The following is a 21465-nucleotide window of genomic DNA, read 5'->3' on the forward strand; positions in this document are numbered from 1 at the left end:
CCACATGATGGAACGACTATCCGGTCGCCCCACGATCGGGGCACTGTGAAGCAGCGCGTGTGGAATAATACCGGACAATTTTATCCGTTATATCGTTCGTTCTTCGTAAGTTCGGACGTCAATCACGGCATGGTGTATACTGATGCATAGCGACGACGACAGGATCGTTCGGCTGTTTCTCGGATCGGCATTGTTCTGGCTGGTCATCGGAACGACGGTAGGTGAGTATCTGGGAATGAAGTTCATCGCTCCAGACATGGACGCGATTCCCTGGCTGAGTTTCGGACGCCTTCGTCCGGTCCACACCAATGCGGTGTTCTGGGGATGGGCTTCGCTTGGCATGATGGGCCTGGGCCACTACGTGCTGCCGCGGGTGAGCGGCGTTCGACTGCAGGGTAAGGGTCTTCTGAAGGCCGCGTTGATCCTGATCAACATCGCCGTGCTTTCGGGAAGTATCGCCCTGATGTCCGGTATCAACAACGGTGGCGGTGAGTACCGCGAATACGTCTGGCCCATCGCCATCCTCTTCGCCGCAGGCGTAGCACTGAGCTTCGTGTCGTCGTGGATGACGGTGGCGAGACGGACGATCGGTACGATCCACATCTCCTCGTGGTATATCGTCTCGGCCCACATCTTCGTTCTCGTCATCTCCATCGTGGCCTACCTGCCCTACGGACAGAACGGCATCGGCGAAACGATCATCCAGGGCTACTACATGCACCAGGGTGTGGGTATGTGGTTCATGATGTGCACGCTGGGCCTGTTCTACTACTTCATACCGGACGAACTCGAAACGCACATCTTCTCCCATCGTCTGGGCATGGTGGCGTTCTGGTCGCAGATCCTGTTCTACACCGTCATCGGCACGCATCACTTCGTCTTCAGTTCGATACCCTGGTGGTTGCAGATCACGGCAATTCTCGGAAGTGTCGGTATGGTACTCCCGGTCGTCGCAGGTACGGTGAACTTCGCGAGCTGCTTCAGGGGGCATGGACGTCATGCGATACGGTCGGTAACGCTTCCGTTCTTCATGATCGCCGTCTTCTTCTATATCACGGGATCGCTCCAGGGTACGGCGGAAGCCTTCCAGACGACGAACCTCCTCTGGCACTTCACCGACTTCTCCGTCGCACACTCGCACATGACGATGTACGGCATCATCACCTTCGCCCTGTTCGGTGGCATCTACGTCGTACTGCGCAGGACGTCCGCCACACCGCTGCCCGTATCGGCCATACGTCTGCAGTTCACCCTCGCCATCGTCGGTCTTCTGCTCTACACCGTCCCGTTGATGATCGGCGGAACGCTACGGGGACAGTCATGGATCGACGGAAAGCCGTTCATCGACAGCGTGGTGCTCATGGCGGATTACTGGCTCTGGCGGGCCATCGGCGGTACGCTCATGTGGACGTCACACCTGGTCGCCATCGTCAATTTCATCAGGATGCGATGACATGGAAACCTTCGAGCATAATCATCGCCTGCTGTTCGGCTCGGTCGCCGTCATGTTCATCGTGCTGACGATCGGTGTGGCCATCCTTCCGGCACTCGAGAACGAACGGACCTCGTCCATGCTTCCCGCGGCACGACCCATGACGGAGCGTGAGCGTGCAGGAGAACGCGTCTACATTTCCGAGGGGTGCGTTGCATGCCATACGCAGCAGGTGCGTTCCGTGGAGATGGACAAGGTGTGGGGAGAACGCCCAGGCATTCCTTCGGACTATGCCCAGGCCGTACGCCAGGACGCATGGACGAATGCGGCGACATTGATGGGAACACAGCGTACCGGACCCGACCTCACGTCGATCGGCAAGCGGCAGCCGAGTATCGAATGGCATCTCCTGCATCTCTACGCTCCGAGAGCGACGGTGCCTTCGAGTATCATGCCGGGATATCCATGGCTGTTCGAACGCAAGGCGAAGGCCGGGGCATCGGATGTCGTCGTGGCGATTCCAGGGCACAGACCGGCCGATGGAGTCGTCGTGGCCCGAAAGGAAGCGCTCGATCTCGTGGCCTATCTGCAGTCACGAAGACAGGACGATCTTCCGACGGGGATGGCATCTCCGGTCTATCGCATGAGTGACGGTCGAACGGCATCTCCTGCGAAGCAGGAAGTCCGTGAAGACGGCGCGGCACTCTATACCACGTACTGCGGGAGCTGCCATCAGCCGGATGGCAAGGGGCTGGAAGGAGCATTCCCGCCGCTGGCAGGAAGTCCGGTCGTGACGGGCAACGACGTCGACCTGTTCGTGTCCATCATCATGGATGGATACGACCGTCGGCCAGAATATGCCGTCATGCCCGCCGTCGGGGAGATGAATGCCTTGAAGATCGAACAGATCGTCGCCATCATGAACCATGAGCGATCGAGCTGGGGAAACAGGGCCGCGAAGGTCGACGTCGACCAGGTACGTGCAGCACTGAAGAAACGTAGCCGGCCGCAGCCATGACGGATTCCATGACGATAGCGTCGGAACGTTCCTGGTATGCATCGGTCGCGCCGTCGATATACCTGCGATACGCGATCGTGATGACGGCGTGTCTGCTGTCGACGGTCGTACCCGTGCAGGCCTGCCCGACGTGCACGACCAGGAACGATGGCGTGATGCAGTCACTGACGCACGGATCCGACCCGACGTCCGTCATCGATATCCTGCTCGTCATCGTCATGCTCTGTTGCGTCCTGTGGTCGGCGATAGCCACCGTAGGTGCGATCTCCGGAGAGAAGAAACGAAGGAAACAGGTACAACAAGGACACCCACATGAAGCCGAATGACGAGACCCGCATGGATCATCATGATGAGGCGGCACATCCCGGTTGCGGCTGCCATACCCACAGGCGTATCGAAAGTCGCGACGACGTCCGGCTTCTCGTCCATACCTTCTATGATCGTGTGCGTGCCGACGATATTCTCGCACCGGTGTTCGCACTGCGTATCAAGGGTTCGTGGGACGAGCACCTGGAACGCATGACGTCGTTCTGGAGCAATCTCCTGCTCAACGAACCGGGCTTCAAAGGCAATCCGCTGCAGCGGCATATGGGTCTTCCCCTCAACCACGATCTGTTCGAGCGATGGCTGAAGCTGTGGGAAGATACCGTCACCGGTCTGTTCACCGGCGACATCGCGCACGAGGCAATCACGAAGGCTCGTAATATTGCCGACGTCTTCATGATGCGGCTTCTCCCGCCCGTCGATCCACGGTCACTCATCATCTTCCCGAATGCTCACTGAAGCCTGTCGCAATGCCGTACGCGCCGTCGTATTCCTGGCCTCGCAGGACGATCCGTCGTCGCGTCATACCGTCCGCGAGATCGCCGCATCCATCGGTGGCCCCGAAGCCTTCGTCGCGAAGGTCCTGCAGACCATGAGCAGGGAAGGCCTCATCTCGGCATCGAAAGGTCCGAACGGAGGGATGTATCTCACGGCGCGTCAGTGCGCACGTCCGGTACTGGATATCGTGAAATGCATCGATGGCCTCGATGTCTTCCGCGAATGCGGCCTCGGATTGCAGAAGTGTAGTGCGCAGCGTCCATGCCCAATGCACGATGCATACGCCGCCCTGCGCGATGCGTTGCTACTGTCCTACAAGACCACGACGATCAAGGATCTCGCCGACAGCGTCCGCAAGGGAGATGCAGTACTGCACCGGTAACTGCCCATGTTCGGCATGATGTCTCGACTCATGGTGCATCGACGACCGACGGGATCCCTTCACCCTGATATCCTTCCGATCAGGAGACCCGGATGGTCGATGTCATCGATGTACAGGGGAGGATACTGACGACACCCAGTGCTACGACCGGGGGGGGGGCATCGACGTGTGTGGGCTTCGGTCCGGATGCCTGCGTCGTCGTGGCGCGATGGGGCTCCACGTGTTTCCGGCAGGTCTTCGTGAAGCGATGAGTCCGATCCACCGGGGGTATCGCCCCGGGCGCGACGGTATACTCTTAGATCTTTCTAAGACTTCGGTAGTCCGTACTTGAAGTATCTTGCATGCAACTCCGGTGAACAATCTGCGTATTCCGTGCGCTGTCCGGGCCTGAGGGGCCCGGATCACACAGCGATCAGCGACCAGTGCATCAGTATTTCGGGCATGGCCAGAGCCGGTCCGCCGTTATTCGACAACTCCGTATGCCCGACCACATCATCCATATCAATACCTCCTGTTCGTGGGGTGGTCTGGAGCAGTATACGGCACAGTATATTCGCGAACTTCAACGGCGCGGCGTGGAGAATACGGCCGTCGTCAGTGCGGGCACGAGGCTGGAAACGGATCTGCGCGATGCGGGCATCGATGTGGTGCGGGCACACCGGAACCGGCATGTCAGCCCTGTCGACATCCGTACCGTACGTCGATATCTGAAGCGGCATCGCGACGCCATCGTCCATTCGCATACGCGCATCGATGTCTGGACGGGATCCCTGGCGACGGTCGGCATGGACGCTCGGCACGTGAATACCCTGTACATGATCGCCGTGGACAAGCACGATCCGTTGCATCGCTTCATCTATGGCCATGTCGATGCCATCGTCAGTACGTCGTCGGTGAACAACGATGCGATACGACGGGGCTTCCCGATTCCTGCCGAGCGGATACGGCTGATACGCTACATGCGCGATCCCGGGACGTTCAGCAGGGATGAAGACGCCCGTCGTCAGCTCCGGCAATCCTGGGGAGTGCCGGACGACGTCATCGTCGTCGGTCTCGCCTGCAGGATCGATCCACAGAAGGGTGTGCGCGAATTCGTCGAGGCACTGTCGTCGCTTCCCGTGGACGTACTGGAGCGTGTCCTGTTCGTCGTCGTCGGTGAGCCAACCGTGGAGCGTATCGACGACGAGGGCCGCCCCGTACACGAGGCCGCATCCGCGGAGCTCTATGGCTGGTTGAGGGACCAGACGCAAGGGAGCTACGGCCGCTACCTGCGCGTCATGCCCTTCCAGAAGAATCTCGCCGGCGTTCTGTCGGCATTCGACGTCTTCGTTCTCGCATCGTATGGTGAAATGTACGCGCTCTCCGTCGTCGAGGCCATGATGTGCGGTCTGCCCGTCATCGGTACGGATGGGGGAGGGACGCCGGAACAACTGGCCGACGGACGAGGCCTCGCCATCGTATCGAGATCGCCCCGGGCCATCGCCGATGCGGTGACGAACTATGTCCGTAATCCCGAACTACGACAGGAACACGCACGGCGAGGACGTGCATGGGCCATCGCCGAACATGCACCCGATGCCGTCATGGAACGCTGGCTGTCCCTCTATCATTCATTGCTCTGAGTATCCGAACATGCTACCCTTGACCGATCCCTACGTGTCGCCTGCAGCCTGGGATCTTCTACGTGATTGTATGGATCGTCGCGCCTTCGCAGGTGATGGCGTGCTCTGCGGGCAGGCAGAGGAAGAACTCAGGAACATGACGGGAGCGTCCGACGTCCTGCTCACCACCTCATGCACGCATGCCCTTGAACTGGCCACGTCCATGATCGAAGGGAAGGAAGGCGACGAGATCATCCTGCCGTCCTTCACCTTCACGTCCACCGCAACCGCCATCGTCCAGGCCGGCTTCGTTCCCATCTTCGCGGACGTGGATCCGTCGACGATGAACATCGATCCGGATGACGTGAGGCGTTGCATCACGTCACGTACCCGTGCCGTCATCGCCGTTCACTATGCAGGCGTCGCCTGCGACATGGACGCGCTGGACGCCATCGTTTCGGACTGTGGCGCTGTCCTGATCGAGGATGCGGCACACAGCCTCGGTGGCTCGTGGAATGGACGCGCCCTCGGTACCATCGGCGGTATGGGCGCCTACAGCTTCCATGCTTCCAAGAACTTCGCCTGCGGCGAAGGAGGAGCGTTCACGACGGCCGATGCATCCATCGTGGAACGCGCCGAGATCTACCGTGAAAAGGGAACGAACCGCAAGCAGTTCTTCCGTGGCACTGTCGACAAGTATACATGGGTAGGACGCGGTTCGAGCTATGTCATGGCCGATCCGCTGGCCGCACTCCTGCTCTCGTCGTTGCGCGATCGCGATATCATCCAGCGGCACAGGCAGAGACTCGTATCGCGCTATCGCGAACTGCTCGGCGATGGAGAGATGTCCGACGTCGTCACGTTGCCGACGATACCCGACTATGCCGCACCGGCATGGCACCTCATGCACGTCATCCTCGCAAGCGAGGAGCTCCGCGATTCGCTCATGAATCATCTGCGCAGCAATGACGTCGGTGCCGCCTTCCATTACATTCCGCTGCATACGTCGCCGATGGGACGCAGCATCGCGGCATCGCCACGGCACCTTCCTGCAACGGACGAGTATGCCGGCCGCCTGCTTCGCCTTCCCTTGCATACGCACATGACGGTGGCGGATGTGGAGCGTATCGTCGATCTTATCGGTACATGGCGGATGTCGGTCGCCGGCGGCTCACCTGTCGTGCAGGGCGCATGGTAGACGGTTACCGGCTTCGCGACGAACCATAGATATTGTCCATTCATACGATATCCCTCATGACTCCTTCGTTCGTCACCATCGAATCGTTCAAGGTCACAGGACCGAACGTCCGCACCGACCTCGCGACGGAACTGAATCCCGATACCGGGCGACTCAAACCCATGTGGACACGTTTCCTCGAAGAGAACGTCATGGCGACGATTCCGAACCAGGTGGACGGCTCCACGGTCTACGGCGTCTATTCCGACTATCAATCCGATCAGAACGGTCCGTACACGGCTACCGCCGGACTGCGGGTCAGCGCAGACGTCGGGAACGTTCCCGATCTCCACACCGTCGTCGTGAACGGTGGTGACTATCTCGTCTTCGAAGCCGAAGGACCGATACCCGATGTCGTCGGCAAGGTGTGGAGAGAGATATGGGCCTACTTCGAGAGCGGCGCCGATTACAGGCGCAGGTACTCGACGGACTTCGAACGCTATGCGAATACGGATTCCGTTGCGGTCTACATCTCCGTGGAACGCTGACCGGCATCCTTTCGGGCCGTTCCACGTCCAACGATTATGACAGGAATGCAGGTTGGATCGGAGGTCGCCATGCGCTGGAGAATGCTCGAGGCGGTAGCCGCCATGATCGTCATGTCCACGACGGTCATGACGGCACAGGAGAATCATGATCATCACGATCATGGCGATATGACGATGGGAACCGCCGATGCCATGAAGATGGACCATACATCCATGATGTCGCACGGATTTTCCAGATCGCTGCCGATGAATCGCAACGGGTCGGGAACCTCATGGATGCCCGACGCTTCGCCCATGTTCGGCTACATGGGCCATGCAGGCTCGTGGATGATCATGGCGCATGGTAACATCTTCGGCAGGTATACCGCACAGGACGTGACGCGCACGACGTCACGCGGAGCCTCGTTGTTCGATGCACCCAACTGGGCGATGGTCATGGCACAGACTCCGGTAGGAAGCCGCGGCCTGTTCCGCACGAGCATCATGGCTTCGCTCGACAGGCTGGTGATGCCCGGCGACGGTTATCCGCTGCTCTTCCAGTCCGGTGAGTCCTGGGAAGGACGTCCTCTCGTGGACAGGCAGCATCCGCACGACGTGCTGGCCGAGCTCTCCGTCGCCTATACCCATATGTTCTCGCCCGACGTCGACGCTACGGTCTATCTCGCCTATCCCGGTGAACCGGCCATCGGTCCTACGGCCTTCATGCACCGTATATCGAGCATGTTCACGGCCGACGCACCGCTCGGACATCATTGGCAGGATGCGACGCACATCACCTACGGTGTGGCGACGGCAGGCCTGCGTACCGGCCCGGTGAAGTTCGAAGGATCGGTATTCACCGGTCGTGAGCCGGACGAGGATCGCTGGGTTCCGGACAAGCCGCGGTTCGACTCGTGGTCTGCACGGCTGTCGTGGAATCCCACGTCGACCCTGGCCTTGCAGGTGTCTCATGGTCTCATCATGCACCCCGAAGTGCTCAAGCCCGAGGTCAACGTGCGTCGCACCACGGCATCGGTCATGCATACCACACGACTCGCATCGTCGACATGGATCGCATCGACGCTCGCATGGGGATATAACGACATCGACGAACACCATCGCGAACATTCGCTGCTGCTCGAGAGCGCACTGCTGACGTCGGGCACGGCCATTTCCTTCAGAGGGGAAGTCGTCCAGAAAGGCGCCGACGAACTGGTACTGCCGGAGAGCATGTTCGGACACGATGCACGTTTCGACATCGGCAGTATCTCGCTATCCGTTTCGCGTTCACTCGTCACGATCGGTGAAACCGCTCTCTGGGCGGGCCTGCAAGGTGCGGTGGGAGTAGTGCCCGGGAATCTCGACCCCATCTATGGCCGAACGCCGCTCTCCCTGCAAGCCTTCATCCGTATCAGTCCCGACATGATGTCCGAAGGTGCGGACTGACGAAGCCTGCCGTCGCTTGTGACAGTCTATGCCTTCGACGTGCGCGTGGACTTTCTCCGCATCGTCGTCGTTCTCGGCGTCGTGCTTCCCGATGGTGTTCGACGCGGTACCTTCAGTCCTGCATCCCTCGCTACTTCGAGGGCGATCGCGATCGCCTGTTTCTTGTCGGTGACCTTATGTCCCGACCCGCTCTTCAGATCGCCTTCCCCGAACTCGCGCATCACCTTGGCGATCTTCTTCCGCGCGGCTTTCGATGTCGTTGCCATGGTCGTACTCCGGTGATTGATCGACAGCAGCCATGGAAATCATATCGTTGCTCCGATGATAATGTTCCGTTCCATCTGGAGACAGATATGATCACACCTGGACTGGCATTGCAGACGGCAGCGCAGACCTTCGTGCTTCTCTGGTTCGTCCTGCTCGGACTGAAGGCCATCGGCCGCCGCGTATTCGGCGAGCTCGGTCCGCAGGACATCATCCTCATCGTCCTGCTCGCGGAGTCGATGGATATCGGCTTGACTCCACAGGGCGCGGGCTTCATGGGAAGCATCATCAGTGGAATCGTACTCATGGGGACGATGGCCCTCGTGGAACGCATACGTCCATTACGCGACTGGCTCGATGGATCGCCCGTCATGATCGCAAGGGACGGACGGATCATCGAAGCGGTGATGAGGAAGGGTCATATCTCCATGTCCGACCTCGAGAAGGTGGCGCGGGAATACGGATTCGCCCACATCGACGTCATGATGCTGGAAGGTGACGGCAGCATAACCGGTGTACTGAAACCGGGTTACGTCGCGACGAGGAATTCGAAGAAGCCGTTCCGTCCCGGGGCCGGATGATTCCGGGGAACAATTGTCCGGCGGTCACGTCCACCACCGGTAACGGTATGTCGTTCTCCCACACTTTCCCGGAGTAGTACCATGACGTCACTCAATAACCTGCAGGACTTGTATGTCCAGCAAATCAAGGACCTGTACAGCGCCGAACGGCAACTGATGCAGGCTCTTCCGAAGATGGCCAAGGCAGCTCACGCGCCCGAACTCAAGGAAGCCATCACGTCGCACCTCGCCCAGACCGAAGGTCATGCGGACAGACTGCAGACCATCCTGAACGGACTCGACATCAAGATGGGAAGCCATACGTGCAAAGCGATGGCAGGCATCATCGACGAAGGGAACGAGATACTGAAGATGAAGGGCGATCCCGACGTCCTCGATGCAGGCATCATCGCTGCCGCACAACGCGCGGAGCACTACGAGATCGCAGGATACGGATGCGTGCGTACGTATGCGCGTACGCTCGGTCTGACGGAAGACGAGAAACTCCTGCAGAAGACGCTGGACGAGGAAGGTGCCACGGACAAGCGATTGACGAAGCTTGCCGAAGGGGCCATCAACAATCGTGCGAGAGCCGATCACATGCCGGCCGAACATGTGGAATGACCATGCTATCTTGACGCATGGCAACACCGACCGGCAGTCATCGCTTCACCGCGCCCATCCTCCGTCAGGACTACGGGATGAAGCAGCACTATGCGCCGATACCCACCGACCTGGCGAATGACTATCTCGCACACGGCATCCGTCGCATCGTCGTGACGATGAACGGACGCGACGTACGCCGTGCCATACAGTCGAGCAAGGACGGCGACAGGTTCATTCTTCTCGGTATTCCGCTGTTGCGCGAGATACGTGCCGGCTTCGGAGATATGGTGGAGATCATCATGCGACCGGATCCCGAACCGGATCTCGTGGATCTCGGCGAAGAGTTCACGGCGGTTCTGGAACTCGACGACGAAGCGGCGGAACGGTTCTACGCCATGACTCCCGGACGACAGCGCTCGCTGGCATTGTACGTCACGAGTGCGAAGCGGACGGAGACGCGTATCGCCCGCGCACTCGAGCTCGCCGAAAAGATCAGGACGCGGACGCTCTACGGTGACAGGAAGAAGGAAGGATAGCCTCCCTGCCCGATCGTGCATGAAATGGAACACCCGCATCGGCATGTGTCGATGCGGGTGTTCGTTTGATGGCCGTTCCTGGGAACGCTGTTGGTTACGCTCCCGATCAGGCCGTGATACTGTCGTTCGGAAGGACGATTTCCTCGTCGTCCACGTCGGCCAGGTCTTCAAGGATGAGCTTGGCCTGCTTGTTCGTGATCTCACGCTTCAGCATGTCGATGATGAGATAGACGGACGGTACGACGACGAGCGTCAGGAGCATGGAGCTCGTGAGTCCGCCGATCAGCACCCATGCCAGGCCGCTCTTCCATTCGGCGCCCGCGCCCGAGGCGAGGGCGATGGGCATCATACCGAAGACCATGGCCAGCGTCGTCATGAGGATCGGACGCAGACGCGTCCTGCCTGCGAGGATGAGGGCTTCGATGGTGTTGTGCCCTTCCGCCTTCTTGTGATTCGCGAAGTCCACGATCAGGATGGCGTTCTTCGCCACGAGGCCGATGAGCATGATCATGCCGAGCATCGAGAAGATGCTGAGGGGCTGCATCGACAGGGCCAGGGCGAGCAATGCGCCCACGACGGCGACAGGAATGGAGAACAGCACGACGAAGGGATAGATGTAGGAATCGTAGAGAGCCACCATGATGAGGTAGACGAAGAGGATCGATGCGATGAGGGCGAAGCCGAGATTGGCGAAGGCTTCGTTCATGTTCTTCGCATTGCCCTCGAACGCAACCGTCGTTCCCGGCGGAATGTTCGATTCCTTCACCCACTGCGTCATCTGGCTGGTGATCGTACCGCTCGATACACCGAGTACCTGCGACGACACCGTTACCGACGGAATGCGGTTCTTGCGTTCGAGCTTGGACGGGCTCGTGCTCTGGCCGATGCTTGCGAACTGGCTCAACAGGATGCTTTCGCCACGGTTGTTGGTGAAACCCAGTCGGGAGAGATCGCTGACGCTCCGGCGGTTGAACGCGTCGTACATGATGTTGATGTCGTAGTCCTTGCCATCCTGCGTGAACTTCGTATCCGTGTTGCCGCTGAAGGCCGCCTGCATGTTCATGCCTACGACGTCCATCGAGAGCCCGAGCTCCGTCATCTTGTCCCGGTCCACGTTGACCGTGATTTCCGGATTGCCCGTTTCCACGGAGAGCTTCACTTCCGACGTGCCCTGGAGCGAGCGCAGCTTCTGCATCACGCTGTCCGCGATGCGGAAGTTGGTGGCGAGGGAATTGCCCGTCACGGAAATCTGGATCGGTGCCTGGTTGGCCGCACCCGTGATGCTGATGGCCGACGAACTCACCTTGACGTTCGGCAGGATCTCCTCCAGCTTCAGCTTCGTCATCTTCGCCACGATATTCGATGCATGGGAGCGTTTCTTGCGGTCCACGAGCTTGACGTTGATCTCGGACTTGTTCGTGGCCTCGTTGCTGCCGGATTGCCCCGTCGTGGTACCGACGCTGGAGAAGACGTGCGTGACGTCCGGATCCTTGAAGAGGAATTCTTCGGCACGCTGCGTCGCCTGGTTGGTCTGCTCGAGGGTGGCGTTCTGCGGAAGCTCCAGCGTGATGACGTATTCGCCCGTATCGCCCTGGCTCACGAATTCGCTGCCGATGAAGCCGTTGCCGATGAGGGCGAAGGAGGCGACGAGCAGTACGACAGTGATACCGAGGACGTACCGCTTGTGGCCGAGTGCCCACCGCAGGACACCGCTGTATGCGGCCGCCAGCTTGTCGATCATACGCTCGAAGCCGGAGACGAGGCGTCCCGTCAGCCGCTTCGGATCGAGGTGCTCGAGGCGCGCGATGCGCGACGCCAGCAATGGCGTGAGGGTGAACGAGACGAAGAGACTCATCAGCGTCGATACGACGATGACGATGGAGAACTGCAGCAGAAGGTTCGAGATGAGGCCTCCGACCATCGTGATCGGAAGGAAGACGACGACGTCGACGAGCGTGATGCCCACGGCCGTGAAGCCGATCTCGCTACGGCCGCGGATGGATGCCTTCACCCGCTCCTCACCATCCTCGAGATGTCGGTAGATGTTCTCCAGTACGACGATCGAGTCGTCGACGAGGATGCCCACGACGAGCGAGATGGCCAGCAGCGTCATGAGGTTGAGCGAGAAGCCGAGCATGTACATCACGGCGAAGACGGAGATCAGTGATGCCGGAATGGCGATCATGACGATGAGGGCATTCCGCAGACTGTGCAGGAACAGTAGCATGCACAAGGCCACGATGATCACGGCGAGGGCGAGGTCGAAGAGGACGGCATTGGCCGCCGCCAGGGTGAAGTCCGACGTATCCGATGCGATGTCGAACTTCAGTCCCTTGTCCTTGTAGATCTCTTCGATGTTCTTGAGTTCCTTCTTGATGAGCTTGCTCAGCTCGACGGCGTTGGCGTCGTTCTGCTTCTGGATCAGCAGGCCGACGGAGTTCACGCCGTCGATACGGCTGAAGGTCTTGATATCCTTCACACCGTCTTCGACGGTGGCCACTTCCGACACACGGATGGGCGAGCCCGTGGCCTTGTCGTTCGCCACGATCACGTTCCGGATGTCGTCGAGCGTGAGATACTTGCCACGCAGGCGGATCAGCGACTGCGATTCGTCGCTCTTGACCTTGCCGGTAGGGAATTCGAGGTTGGCCTTCTGGACGGCCTGGACGATCTGCATGAGGGAGATGCCCATGGCTTCGCACTGCTGGCGATTCACCTGGATCTTGATCTCTCGCTCCTCACCGCCGATGATCGTGACCTGGGCCGCACCCTTGAGCTTCGCAAGTGCCGGTGTGATCTCGTCCTTCACGATCGTGAACAGTGCACTCGACGGCATGCGGGCCGTGACGCCGAGTCGCATGATCGGCGCTTCGTCGAAGGAGAACTTTCCGAGAGCGGGAGATTCGGCATCGTCGGGCAGCTTGGACGCGATGGCGTTGATCTTGCGCTGTGCGTCCTGGATGGCGATGTCGGCATTGGCGTTCGGCTTGAGCATGAGGACGACGGACGATACGCTTTCCATGGATGTGGAGCGGATCTCGTCGAGATTCTCGAGGTTGGAGAGAGCGTCCTCGATACGCTTCGTGACGGAGTTCTCGACTTCCGACGGCGAAGCACCGGGATAGAGCGTGGTAACGCTTACGACCGGGATGGAGAACTTGGGCATGAGCTCGTAATTGAGCTTCGTGAAGCTCAGGAGCCCGAGAAAACCGAGAACGGAGAAGATCACCACAATGAGCGAAGGCCGCTTTATCGCGATTTCCGTGATGGACATGGTGTTGACTCTTGTGGTGTTGATTACTTGATGATCTGGATCTGCGATCCGTTCGCGAGGTTGAGCTGTCCGGATTCCACGACCTGCTGCGTCGGGTCGACGCCCGAGACGACTTCCACGAGATCGTTCTGCATCGTGCCGATGGAGATGGACTTGAGAACTGCCTTGCCGTTCTCGACGATGTAGACATGCGGGTCCTGCACGCTGCCTACGAGGCACTTGCCCGGAATGACCATAGCTGTCCTGTTGCCGCCGAACTCGAAGAAGGCATTGCCCGTCATACCCGAGAGCAAGGGCGTCTTCGCATTGTTCTGCAGGGTGATCTCCACGTCGTACTTGCGCGCACCGTCGGCGATCGTACCGATGGACGTCACCGTGCCCGTGAAGGAGCTGTTCGTATACATGTCCGGAACGATGCGGACCTTCTGCCCCTTGCTCACGCTTACCACTTCGTGAGGCTGGAGCTTGACGATCATCTTCAGCGAGCTCAGGTCGGCGATCCTGGCGACGAGGTTACCCACCGTGACGAAGCTGCCGACTTCGAGAGACATGTTGTTGACGGTGCCGGAGACGGTCGATACGATGGACGTGGCCTTCAACTGTCGCTTGAGCGTGGCCACGCGCGTTTCCGCATTCACCACCGCCAGGCGCGCGTTGTTCACTTCCTGTTTGTTGACGGCATTACGCTTCAGCATTTCCGTATAGTTCTCCAGGTCCATCTGTGCCTGGGCGAGTGTCGCCCTGGCCTGCGTCAGATCGATGTTGATCTGTTCGTTGTCGAGCTGGACGACGGTCTGCCCCTTCTGCACGACGTCGCCGTTGCGCAGTGCGATCGACGTCACGCGTCCTGCCGCTTCCGTCACGAGGTCGAGATGGTGAATGGGAGTGAAACGTCCGTTGATCTCGATGTTCCTTGACAACGTTTCGTTCCGGGGAGAAACGACGGTCACGGGAAATACCGTGCTTTTCTTGTTGGCGATGGCAGCGTTGGCCGCCATCACGTTCTTGTTGGACGAGAGCTTCCACGCGGCGGCGGCGCTCAGGATCACGATGATCACGGCAGGCCAGATGAGGCGTTTCAGTTTCATGGTGTCGGTGTAATGATGTTAGTGATGTATCGATTTGATGTTGCCCGACGAGCGCAACAGGTCGAGTTCGGCGACGCGGACTTCGAGAACGGACTTGACGTAGTTCACCTGTGCTTCCCGCAATGCCGTTTCGGCGTTGAAGAGTTCCGTCAGCGACACGATGCCGCCCTGGAACTGCGATTGCGTCGTTCGATAGACTTCGTCGGCCAGTTCCATGTTGTTGCGTTGCGTCGTCACTCCGGCCAGGTTGATCTCCATCTTGTTCCGTGCGTTGATGCTTTGCATCTTCAGTTGCTGCTCGAGATTCACCTTGTCGAGCTCGAGCTGCATGACGTCCACCCTGGCCTGCTGGGAACGTGCCATCTTGTTCAGCCCGTCGAAGAGGGGAACGTTGAGGGTGAGGCCGACGACGGACGTCGGAAACCAGTTCGTGCCGCTGGCGAAGATGTTGGCGTTGTTCTGCTGTGCCTGATAGTTCATGCGCAGCGACATCGACAACGTGGGGAGATAGCCGGCGTTGATCTGGTCGACGCTCAGCGACGTCAGTTCGATCTTCATCTGCAGCAGCTTCAGATCCGTGATGTTCGCGTATCCGTCGGAGTTGACGGACTGTACGGCGATATCGGCATCGCCCATGACCTTCGGGAGAGCGATGGCGGAATCGAGCGGCATGCCCATGTGGAACTTGAGCAGCACCAGTTGCTGCGACTGGGCGAGGTCGAGGTTCTGCAGTTCCGTCTTCAGATTGGTCCGGTTGACCGCAAGACGGTCGTAATCCGTTTTCTTCGCGAAGCCTCGTTCCAGGCGCGCCTGCGTGATACCCAGAAGCGTATCGACCTTGGTGAGGTTGGCGATGATCAGATCGCGCTGGATGGCCGTTATCTGCGCGCCGTAGTAGGCCGAGGCGATGTTGTAGATCAGTTGCTCCTCGGCGTTCTCGACGCTGAGATTCGAGAGGTCCCGCGACGCCTTCGCCGCCTTGATGCCGGTGAGGATGGACTGGTTGTAGATGACCTGCTGGACGTCGATTCCGCCCGTCACATTATAGGTGGTACCGAACTGGACGGCGATGTTCTGTCCGGGCTGACCGAAGATCGCGCCCGGAATGATCTGCGTCGGCAGCTTCAGGTTGTCGTTGAAGGTACCGGTGGCATTGATCTGGGGAAGGTAGCCGGAGATGCCCTCCATGACCTTCATCTCCGTCTTCGAGATGTCCAGTCTCGACCGCTGGAGACCGACGTTATGCTCCTTGCCGTAGTCGATGCATGCTTTGAGCGACATCTCCTGCTGCGCGGAAGCCGCGATGCCTAACGCCGGCAGCAGGCCGAGTATGGCGATGGTAGTCCTTAGCCAGGTTTTCATGGATTATTACTTGATCTCGAATTAAACAGAATGTTCGGGATTAACCGAACCAATTGGACAAAAGATTCAGCGTTGACGTTTCTTGTTCCCGTTTACTGTTTCCGGGCCTGCCAACGCTTGAAGAGAACCGGGAGTTCCTGGCGGATGAAGTCGAGGAAGCCGATCAGGCTCTCGAGCTTTTCGTTGAATTCGGCCGTGGATGCCGGGCGCTGGTCGATGATCTCACGCAGGATGGTGCTGAGCTGCAGCATCTGGTCCAGACGTTCGTTCACCTGTTCTTCCGAGTTGGCGACCTTGACCCGGAAGTAGCGCTTGCGCTCGCCGTGACGGGTGAAGTATTCGATCCTGTCCATCGTCAGCAACAGACTGATGGCCGTGCTCGCCGAGCTCTTGCTGATGTTCAGGGTCTCGTGGATGGATTCGAAGGAGAGTTCGTAGTCATCCGACACCAGGAGCAGCGCGACGATCCGGGCCGCCGCGGGCGGGAGCCCGAGCTCTTCATGAGCGACACCCAGACGCTCGATCAGGTTCTTCTGCTTTTCTGTCAGGTTCACTACTGCCATTCCGTACCCCACATGATTGAAGTGCGAATATAAGAAGTTCTTTTAGTTCGGCAAAAGACGAACTAATGGGGTGGCTATTGCCCTGCGCGAATTCCTCGCGTGGTATGGAAGTCGCCGATCATCGCGGGATCTCCGTCGGGCCCCGACGGAGATCCCGCACGTCGTTCGATCAGAATGATGTATTGATCGATACCGACATCGTACGCCCGTCGGCAGGAAGGATACCAGGTCCGGGATAGGCCGTGGCCCTCGACGTGAAATACCGCTCGTCGAGCAGGTTGTTGACGCTAGCCGAAATCTTCACGTTGCCGCTGAGCCGATACGTCGCCGTCAGGTCCACTACCGTATAGGCAGGAATCTTCCCAACGGTGCCATCGGCTTTCCATTCCGTATTCGCAGCGTCGGCATAGGTAGAGCTTACGTAGCTGATGGACGGCGCGACAGTGAGATCGGACAGCAGAAGACACGATAGTCCACCACGCACGATGACGTTCGGAGCGTTCTCCACGGAGTGACCGTTCGCCGGACCGGACACGTAGGCCGCCTTCATCACGGTGCCGTTCGCGAAAACCGTCAGCGCCGCGCTACCGTCCTTCGACGTCCATGCCCGTGCATCGAGAGCTAGTTCGAGTCCGTAATGGTCGCTTCTTCCAACGTTCGTGCGATAACCGTTCGGATAGAGCACGTCGTTCGGTCGGATGATGCCGATACGATCGTCGTAGCGAAGGAAGAAGAGCGAAGCGTTCACGTGAAGGATACTGCCGATCGTGCCGTGAGCTCCCAATTCCGATGTCCAGCCGACGGACGGCCGCATCGCGCTGTCGGTAGGAATGCCGTCGTACGGGAAGAGTTGCGCATAGAACGCAGGACGGTAGGCCTGGGCGATATTGCCGTACAAGGTGAAGGGGCCGACGTTTCGCAGTTCGACCATGGCGCTGAAGAGAGGGAAGGTGCGGTTGTTGGTCGCATCGAGCTGCGTGAATGGAGCGCTGGGAAGGAAGGGCGTCGCGGATGTCGCGCCGAATTCCTTCGTATACGAACCCGATCCGGTGTTCCTCAGGAATTCGAGCCTGGCACCTACGCCGATGCTCATGTCGGGAACGACGATCAGCTCCGTTTCCGCGAAGCCAGCGATGTTCAGTGCGCGCAGATCGAGGTCCAGCGTCTTCTGCGCGGTGAACGTCGTCGTATAATCCGAACCATCTTCGCCCCTGCCCTGCGAGCGCTGCGTCGTCGTATAGGCACTCCGGATTCCGGTCGTGATCCTGAACGGGCGATCGAGCAGCGAGGTGCGTATGAGAAGACGCGACTCGAGAATGGTATTGAAGAAGTGATCGAGATTGACGCGACGAGCATTGCTTCCCGAATCGGCGACGGCCGTGGATGCGACGAGCGTGATGCTGTTGCGATCGCCGATGAGACCCGATACATGCGTGTGCCATTCGACGTCGTCCGATATCCGCATATCCATCCTGATCGCAGGCATGATGCGTGGTGCGGCGAACCAGTCCCGCGGTCTGAATGCGGATCGGGGATCCGCGGCATACTGTGCTTCCGTCAAGCCATTCGGCATGTGTTCCACGAACGAGGCCCCGCTCAGTTCGGCTCTGATACGAAGAGCGTCGGAAACCTGCCATCCGAGCATGACATGTCCCGACAACGCATCGTAGCCGCTCATCGGTCGCCAGCCGTCCGACCTGCGGAACGAGACATAGGCGCGGTACGACAGGTCATCGATCGTACCATCGGCTCCGGCATACAGGGCTGCCAGACCATACGTTCCACCCGTCACGTTGGCATCGAGATGGAATGGCCGCTGCGAAGGTTCGCGCAGGACGTAGTTCAACGTCCCACCGAACTGAGGCCCGAAGGTGATGCCTCCACCACCTCGAACGAGCTGTATACGCTCCAGCGCCTCGCCCGGTGGCGCGAAGTGCGCTTCCGGATATCCATATGGGTCCGATGCGATATCGTAGCCGTTCATGCGTACGCCGAACTCCGACGAACGATGTGCGCTCAGCCCACGTGCCGCGACGTTCGTTTGCAGTCCGGTACCGCTGAACTCCCAGATGTTGATGCCCGCCACACCGTTGAACAACTGACGAGGATTGTTGATGGCCAGATTCGCCGCGACGGTCGTGACGTCGATCTCGTCCGTGCGACGTCCGTTGACGATCGACGCGGGCAGTCCCTTCGTCATGGGAGTGACGGTCGGCAATCGTTCGACTTCGACGGGAATTGCGGGAACGGTAACGACGCGGATGGAATCGCCGCTGGCTGCCAGACAGGGCATGCAGGAAAGAAGACTGCACAGAAAGAAAGAGGAGAGGTAGCGCATGATTGTGCGGAAGGACGATGGACGATAAAAGGGGAGGCTATATCGTCATGGCCGTCGTGCGGTCGTCGATGCCGATCGCATGGACACGATAGTGATCGGTATCGCTATGCCGATCTGCGCTCCCCGAATGAATAATAATATAGTCGTCATCGTGGCATATATGGAAGTGCCGAGAACATGCTGAATTAATTGAGCATGTCCGATAGTAAATATCGTCTCGGAAATAGTCACGCTATTCACTATCATGTGCACGTACACATCGATACCATTACGAGGATGATGATGATGCGAATGTCGACCGTATTCGCCATGCTGTTCGTCACGATATGTTCGTTGCATGCACAGATGACATGGAAGCCACTCATGCAGCCGCTCGCTGGAGGATCCGTCTCGGATCTCGATCTCGGATCCAACGGCATGATCTATGGACATATGGGACCTATCGTCCTGTTGTCGAGAGACCAGGGTGGGTTGTGGGAAGAGATCGCGAGGGTCATGGATGTCGACCCGGAGTCGTCGATCCGGATGGCGGTATTGAAGGGTGGCAGTGCGGCCGACAGACTCGTACTCTATCCGGTGAACGGTCATGGCGATATGTGGGTGAACATCCGTCCGTCGTCCGCCTTCACGAAGATGGCCCTGCCCGCGGCTCTGGAGGGAAACGGTCTTGCACTGTTCGGCTCGTCGAATGGCACCGTGTTCGCCTTCGTCATGACATCGAACGACAGCACGACCGTGTTCCGCAGCGATGATCGCGGAGAGACATGGACGTCCGAGATCACGTTGTCCGGCACCTATTTCAATGGCACGACGGAAGGGCCGGACGGCAGTCTCCTGTGCGGAGACAGTTGGAACAACCTTCTCTATCGGCGTACCGCCGACGGGCAGTGGGTCCAACTGGCGTTGCCCGATGAATCGAGGATCGACGCATGGGCGATGGGCGGAAGCGTCGTCGTCGCTCGTGCGGATACGGTGGTCTACAGATCCGTCGATGCCGGTACGACCTGGGAGAACATGAACAAGGGCTTCGATCATACCTTCAAGCAAGGCTTCGGCTTCTCGGAGAGCATGGCCGGCCTGCCGAACGGCGATATCGTCTACATTCGTTCGCTCGGGAACGAACAGTGCAGGATACAGTATCTCGAGCGCAATGCCACGGAATGGGCTACGATGATCGACTCCCTGCCGATGCATCTCAGGAGCGTGTTCGCCGTCTCGTCATCGCGGATCATGGCGGTAGATGAGTCCGGTCCGGTAGTCAGCGACGATCAGGGAGCCACATGGCGAGAGAGCGTCACCGGATTGCATGCCGTTCCCGTATGGAGATTCGCCATCGGTGGCGAGACCATCGTCGCCGCATCGGCGAATGGGGATATCTATCGTGGTAACGTCGCCAGTGGCGTGTGGGACCCCGTACGCGTAACGCCGTTGCCGCGATCGTCGGGAGACTTCCCGATCGGTGACGTCGTCGCACTCGGTAACGGTACCTTCCTCGCCGACTCCAGACGACAGGGTATCCTGCGTTCCACCGACGACGGAAAGACATGGACCCTGATCAGTGAATGCGAAGGGTATGAGGACGGGCTGGGTTCGGGTTCCAGGTTCGTCGTACGCGGCAACGTGATCTACACCACCCTGCGTCATGCCATCGCCGCATCGACGGACGCGGGAGCGACGTGGCGCACGCTGTATCGTAACGATACGGTCACCATGTGGTCCATGGCGGAACGCACGGCATCGGATCTCGTCATCACCGCCAATCAGGCTTTGTACGAGTATCATGCGGGTGGTGCTGCGGCATTCTACAAACTCTGGGATCTCGAATCAGCGGGTATGATTCTGAGCATGGGGTCGTGGGACACGTTCCGTATGGTCCTCATCGGTGGCGACGAGAATGAAGGTACGCTCCGTCTGACTCGGCCGACGAAGGGTTTCATGACGCCGGAAGTGTACGACATCAAGCTCGGGATGACGATGGACCTGCTTCTGTTCGACTACATGATGATTCCGAACGGGGACGTCTATCTCACGACAGCCGAAGCCATCTGGCGTCTGCAGGCCGACCAGAAATACGTCGAGCGTTTCCCGAATGAAGACTTCGTATGGGGCATGGCGCTCGGCTGGCACGATACCTATGGCCTCGTACGCTCGACGGTGCTCGGTGACATCGAGTATGCCGGTACGTCGGTGTCGGTCGATGAAGGTCGTGATCCGGTCGGTGTCACCTGTGGTATCCACCCCAATCCGGCATCGACGCGGATCACCGTCCGTATGGCGAAGATCTCTGGCCCGGCGACGGCCGACGTCATCGACATGATGGGTAACACCATCCATTCGGCTATGGTGGACATCGCCGATGGTCGCGCATCGCTGGATGTGACGGCGCTCCCATCCGGAACGTATCGTCTGCGTATCCGCAATCACGATGCGATCGTCGGCACACAGCTCTGCATCGTTCGATGAACGATT

At 59.1% G+C, this 21465-nt stretch carries 20 protein-coding genes; 13 read left to right on the top strand and 7 right to left on the bottom strand.

Going from position 1 to position 21465, the window contains the following annotated elements; all coding sequences use genetic code 11:
* The first annotated feature begins 142 nt into the window (after positions 1-142).
* The 9 genes from BGO89_12960 (at position 143) to BGO89_13000 (ending at position 8405) form a co-directional block, all read left to right on the top strand.
* On the top strand, positions 143-1453 hold the full coding sequence (locus BGO89_12960; GenBank protein OJX56244.1) for a hypothetical protein: 1311 nt from the start codon (positions 143-145) through the stop codon (positions 1451-1453).
* A 1-nt stretch (position 1454) separates the two neighbouring features.
* A complete protein-coding gene (locus BGO89_12965; protein ID OJX56245.1) occupies positions 1455-2450 on the top strand; it encodes a cytochrome-c oxidase in 996 nt (331 codons plus the stop codon).
* Positions 2447-2776, top strand: a complete 330-nt coding sequence (locus BGO89_12970; GenBank protein ID OJX56246.1) for a hypothetical protein — start codon at positions 2447-2449, stop codon at positions 2774-2776. Before BGO89_12965 ends, BGO89_12970 begins: the two co-directional genes overlap by 4 nt.
* Before the next feature lie 10 nt (positions 2777-2786).
* On the top strand, positions 2787-3233 hold the full coding sequence (locus BGO89_12975; GenBank protein ID OJX56381.1) for a hypothetical protein: 447 nt from the start codon (positions 2787-2789) through the stop codon (positions 3231-3233).
* Positions 3223-3654, top strand: a complete 432-nt coding sequence (locus tag BGO89_12980; GenBank protein OJX56247.1) for a hypothetical protein — start codon at positions 3223-3225, stop codon at positions 3652-3654. The genes BGO89_12975 and BGO89_12980 overlap by 11 nt, the downstream gene beginning before the upstream one ends.
* Positions 3655-4133: 479 nt before the next feature.
* Complete coding sequence (locus BGO89_12985; protein ID OJX56248.1) at positions 4134-5276, top strand: hypothetical protein; 1143 nt, start codon at positions 4134-4136, stop codon at positions 5274-5276.
* A 10-nt stretch (positions 5277-5286) separates the two neighbouring features.
* On the top strand, positions 5287-6453 hold the full coding sequence (locus BGO89_12990) for a dTDP-4-amino-4,6-dideoxygalactose transaminase (protein ID OJX56249.1): 1167 nt from the start codon (positions 5287-5289) through the stop codon (positions 6451-6453).
* Between the two features lie 56 nt (positions 6454-6509).
* Entirely contained in the window at positions 6510-6980 is a 471-nt protein-coding gene (locus tag BGO89_12995; GenBank protein ID OJX56250.1) for a hypothetical protein, read from the top strand.
* Positions 6981-7049: 69 nt separating this feature from the next.
* Complete coding sequence (locus BGO89_13000) at positions 7050-8405, top strand: hypothetical protein (protein OJX56382.1); 1356 nt, start codon at positions 7050-7052, stop codon at positions 8403-8405.
* A gap of 26 nt (positions 8406-8431) precedes the next feature.
* Here the strand turns inward: BGO89_13000 and BGO89_13005 are convergent, their stop codons facing one another.
* The gene (locus BGO89_13005) at positions 8432-8671 is read right to left on the bottom strand and encodes a hypothetical protein (protein OJX56251.1); all 240 of its coding nucleotides are present in this window, start codon (positions 8669-8671) and stop codon (positions 8432-8434) included.
* Positions 8672-8758: 87 nt separating this feature from the next.
* Between BGO89_13005 and BGO89_13010 the strand changes: the two genes are divergently transcribed.
* From BGO89_13010 to BGO89_13020, 3 genes are all read left to right on the top strand, one after another.
* Positions 8759-9250, top strand: coding sequence for a hypothetical protein (locus tag BGO89_13010; protein OJX56252.1), 492 nt, complete (start codon positions 8759-8761; stop codon positions 9248-9250).
* Between the two features lie 81 nt (positions 9251-9331).
* Positions 9332-9853: a hypothetical protein gene (locus tag BGO89_13015; GenBank protein OJX56253.1), complete on the top strand. Its 522-nt coding sequence runs from the start codon at positions 9332-9334 to the stop codon at positions 9851-9853.
* 17 nt (positions 9854-9870) lie between these two features.
* On the top strand, positions 9871-10371 hold the full coding sequence (locus BGO89_13020) for a hypothetical protein (GenBank protein OJX56254.1): 501 nt from the start codon (positions 9871-9873) through the stop codon (positions 10369-10371).
* A gap of 106 nt (positions 10372-10477) precedes the next feature.
* On the opposite strand, the gene BGO89_13025 is transcribed toward BGO89_13020, so the two are convergent.
* The 6 genes from BGO89_13025 to BGO89_13050 form a co-directional block, all read right to left on the bottom strand.
* On the bottom strand, positions 10478-13645 hold the full coding sequence (locus BGO89_13025) for an acriflavin resistance protein (protein OJX56255.1): 3168 nt from the start codon (positions 13643-13645) through the stop codon (positions 10478-10480).
* A gap of 23 nt (positions 13646-13668) precedes the next feature.
* The gene (locus BGO89_13030; GenBank protein OJX56256.1) at positions 13669-14733 is read right to left on the bottom strand and encodes a hypothetical protein; all 1065 of its coding nucleotides are present in this window, start codon (positions 14731-14733) and stop codon (positions 13669-13671) included.
* A gap of 18 nt (positions 14734-14751) precedes the next feature.
* Complete coding sequence (locus BGO89_13035; GenBank protein ID OJX56257.1) at positions 14752-16095, bottom strand: hypothetical protein; 1344 nt, start codon at positions 16093-16095, stop codon at positions 14752-14754.
* A 92-nt stretch (positions 16096-16187) separates the two neighbouring features.
* A complete protein-coding gene (locus tag BGO89_13040; GenBank protein ID OJX56258.1) occupies positions 16188-16658 on the bottom strand; it encodes a hypothetical protein in 471 nt (156 codons plus the stop codon).
* Positions 16659-16827: 169 nt separating this feature from the next.
* Positions 16828-18951, bottom strand: coding sequence for a hypothetical protein (locus tag BGO89_13045; protein ID OJX56259.1), 2124 nt, complete (start codon positions 18949-18951; stop codon positions 16828-16830).
* Positions 18952-19041: 90 nt separating this feature from the next.
* The gene (locus tag BGO89_13050) at positions 19042-19242 is read right to left on the bottom strand and encodes a hypothetical protein (protein OJX56260.1); all 201 of its coding nucleotides are present in this window, start codon (positions 19240-19242) and stop codon (positions 19042-19044) included.
* Here BGO89_13050 and BGO89_13055 point away from each other — a divergent pair, their 5' ends adjacent.
* A complete protein-coding gene (locus BGO89_13055; protein ID OJX56261.1) occupies positions 19243-21459 on the top strand; it encodes a hypothetical protein in 2217 nt (738 codons plus the stop codon). It begins immediately after the preceding gene.
* Positions 21460-21465: the final 6 nt, after the last annotated feature.

It is taken from the genome of Candidatus Kapaibacterium thiocyanatum, assembly GCA_001899175.1.
Taxonomy (GTDB): Bacteria; Bacteroidota; Ignavibacteria; order Kapaibacteriales; family Kapaibacteriaceae; genus Kapaibacterium; species Kapaibacterium thiocyanatum.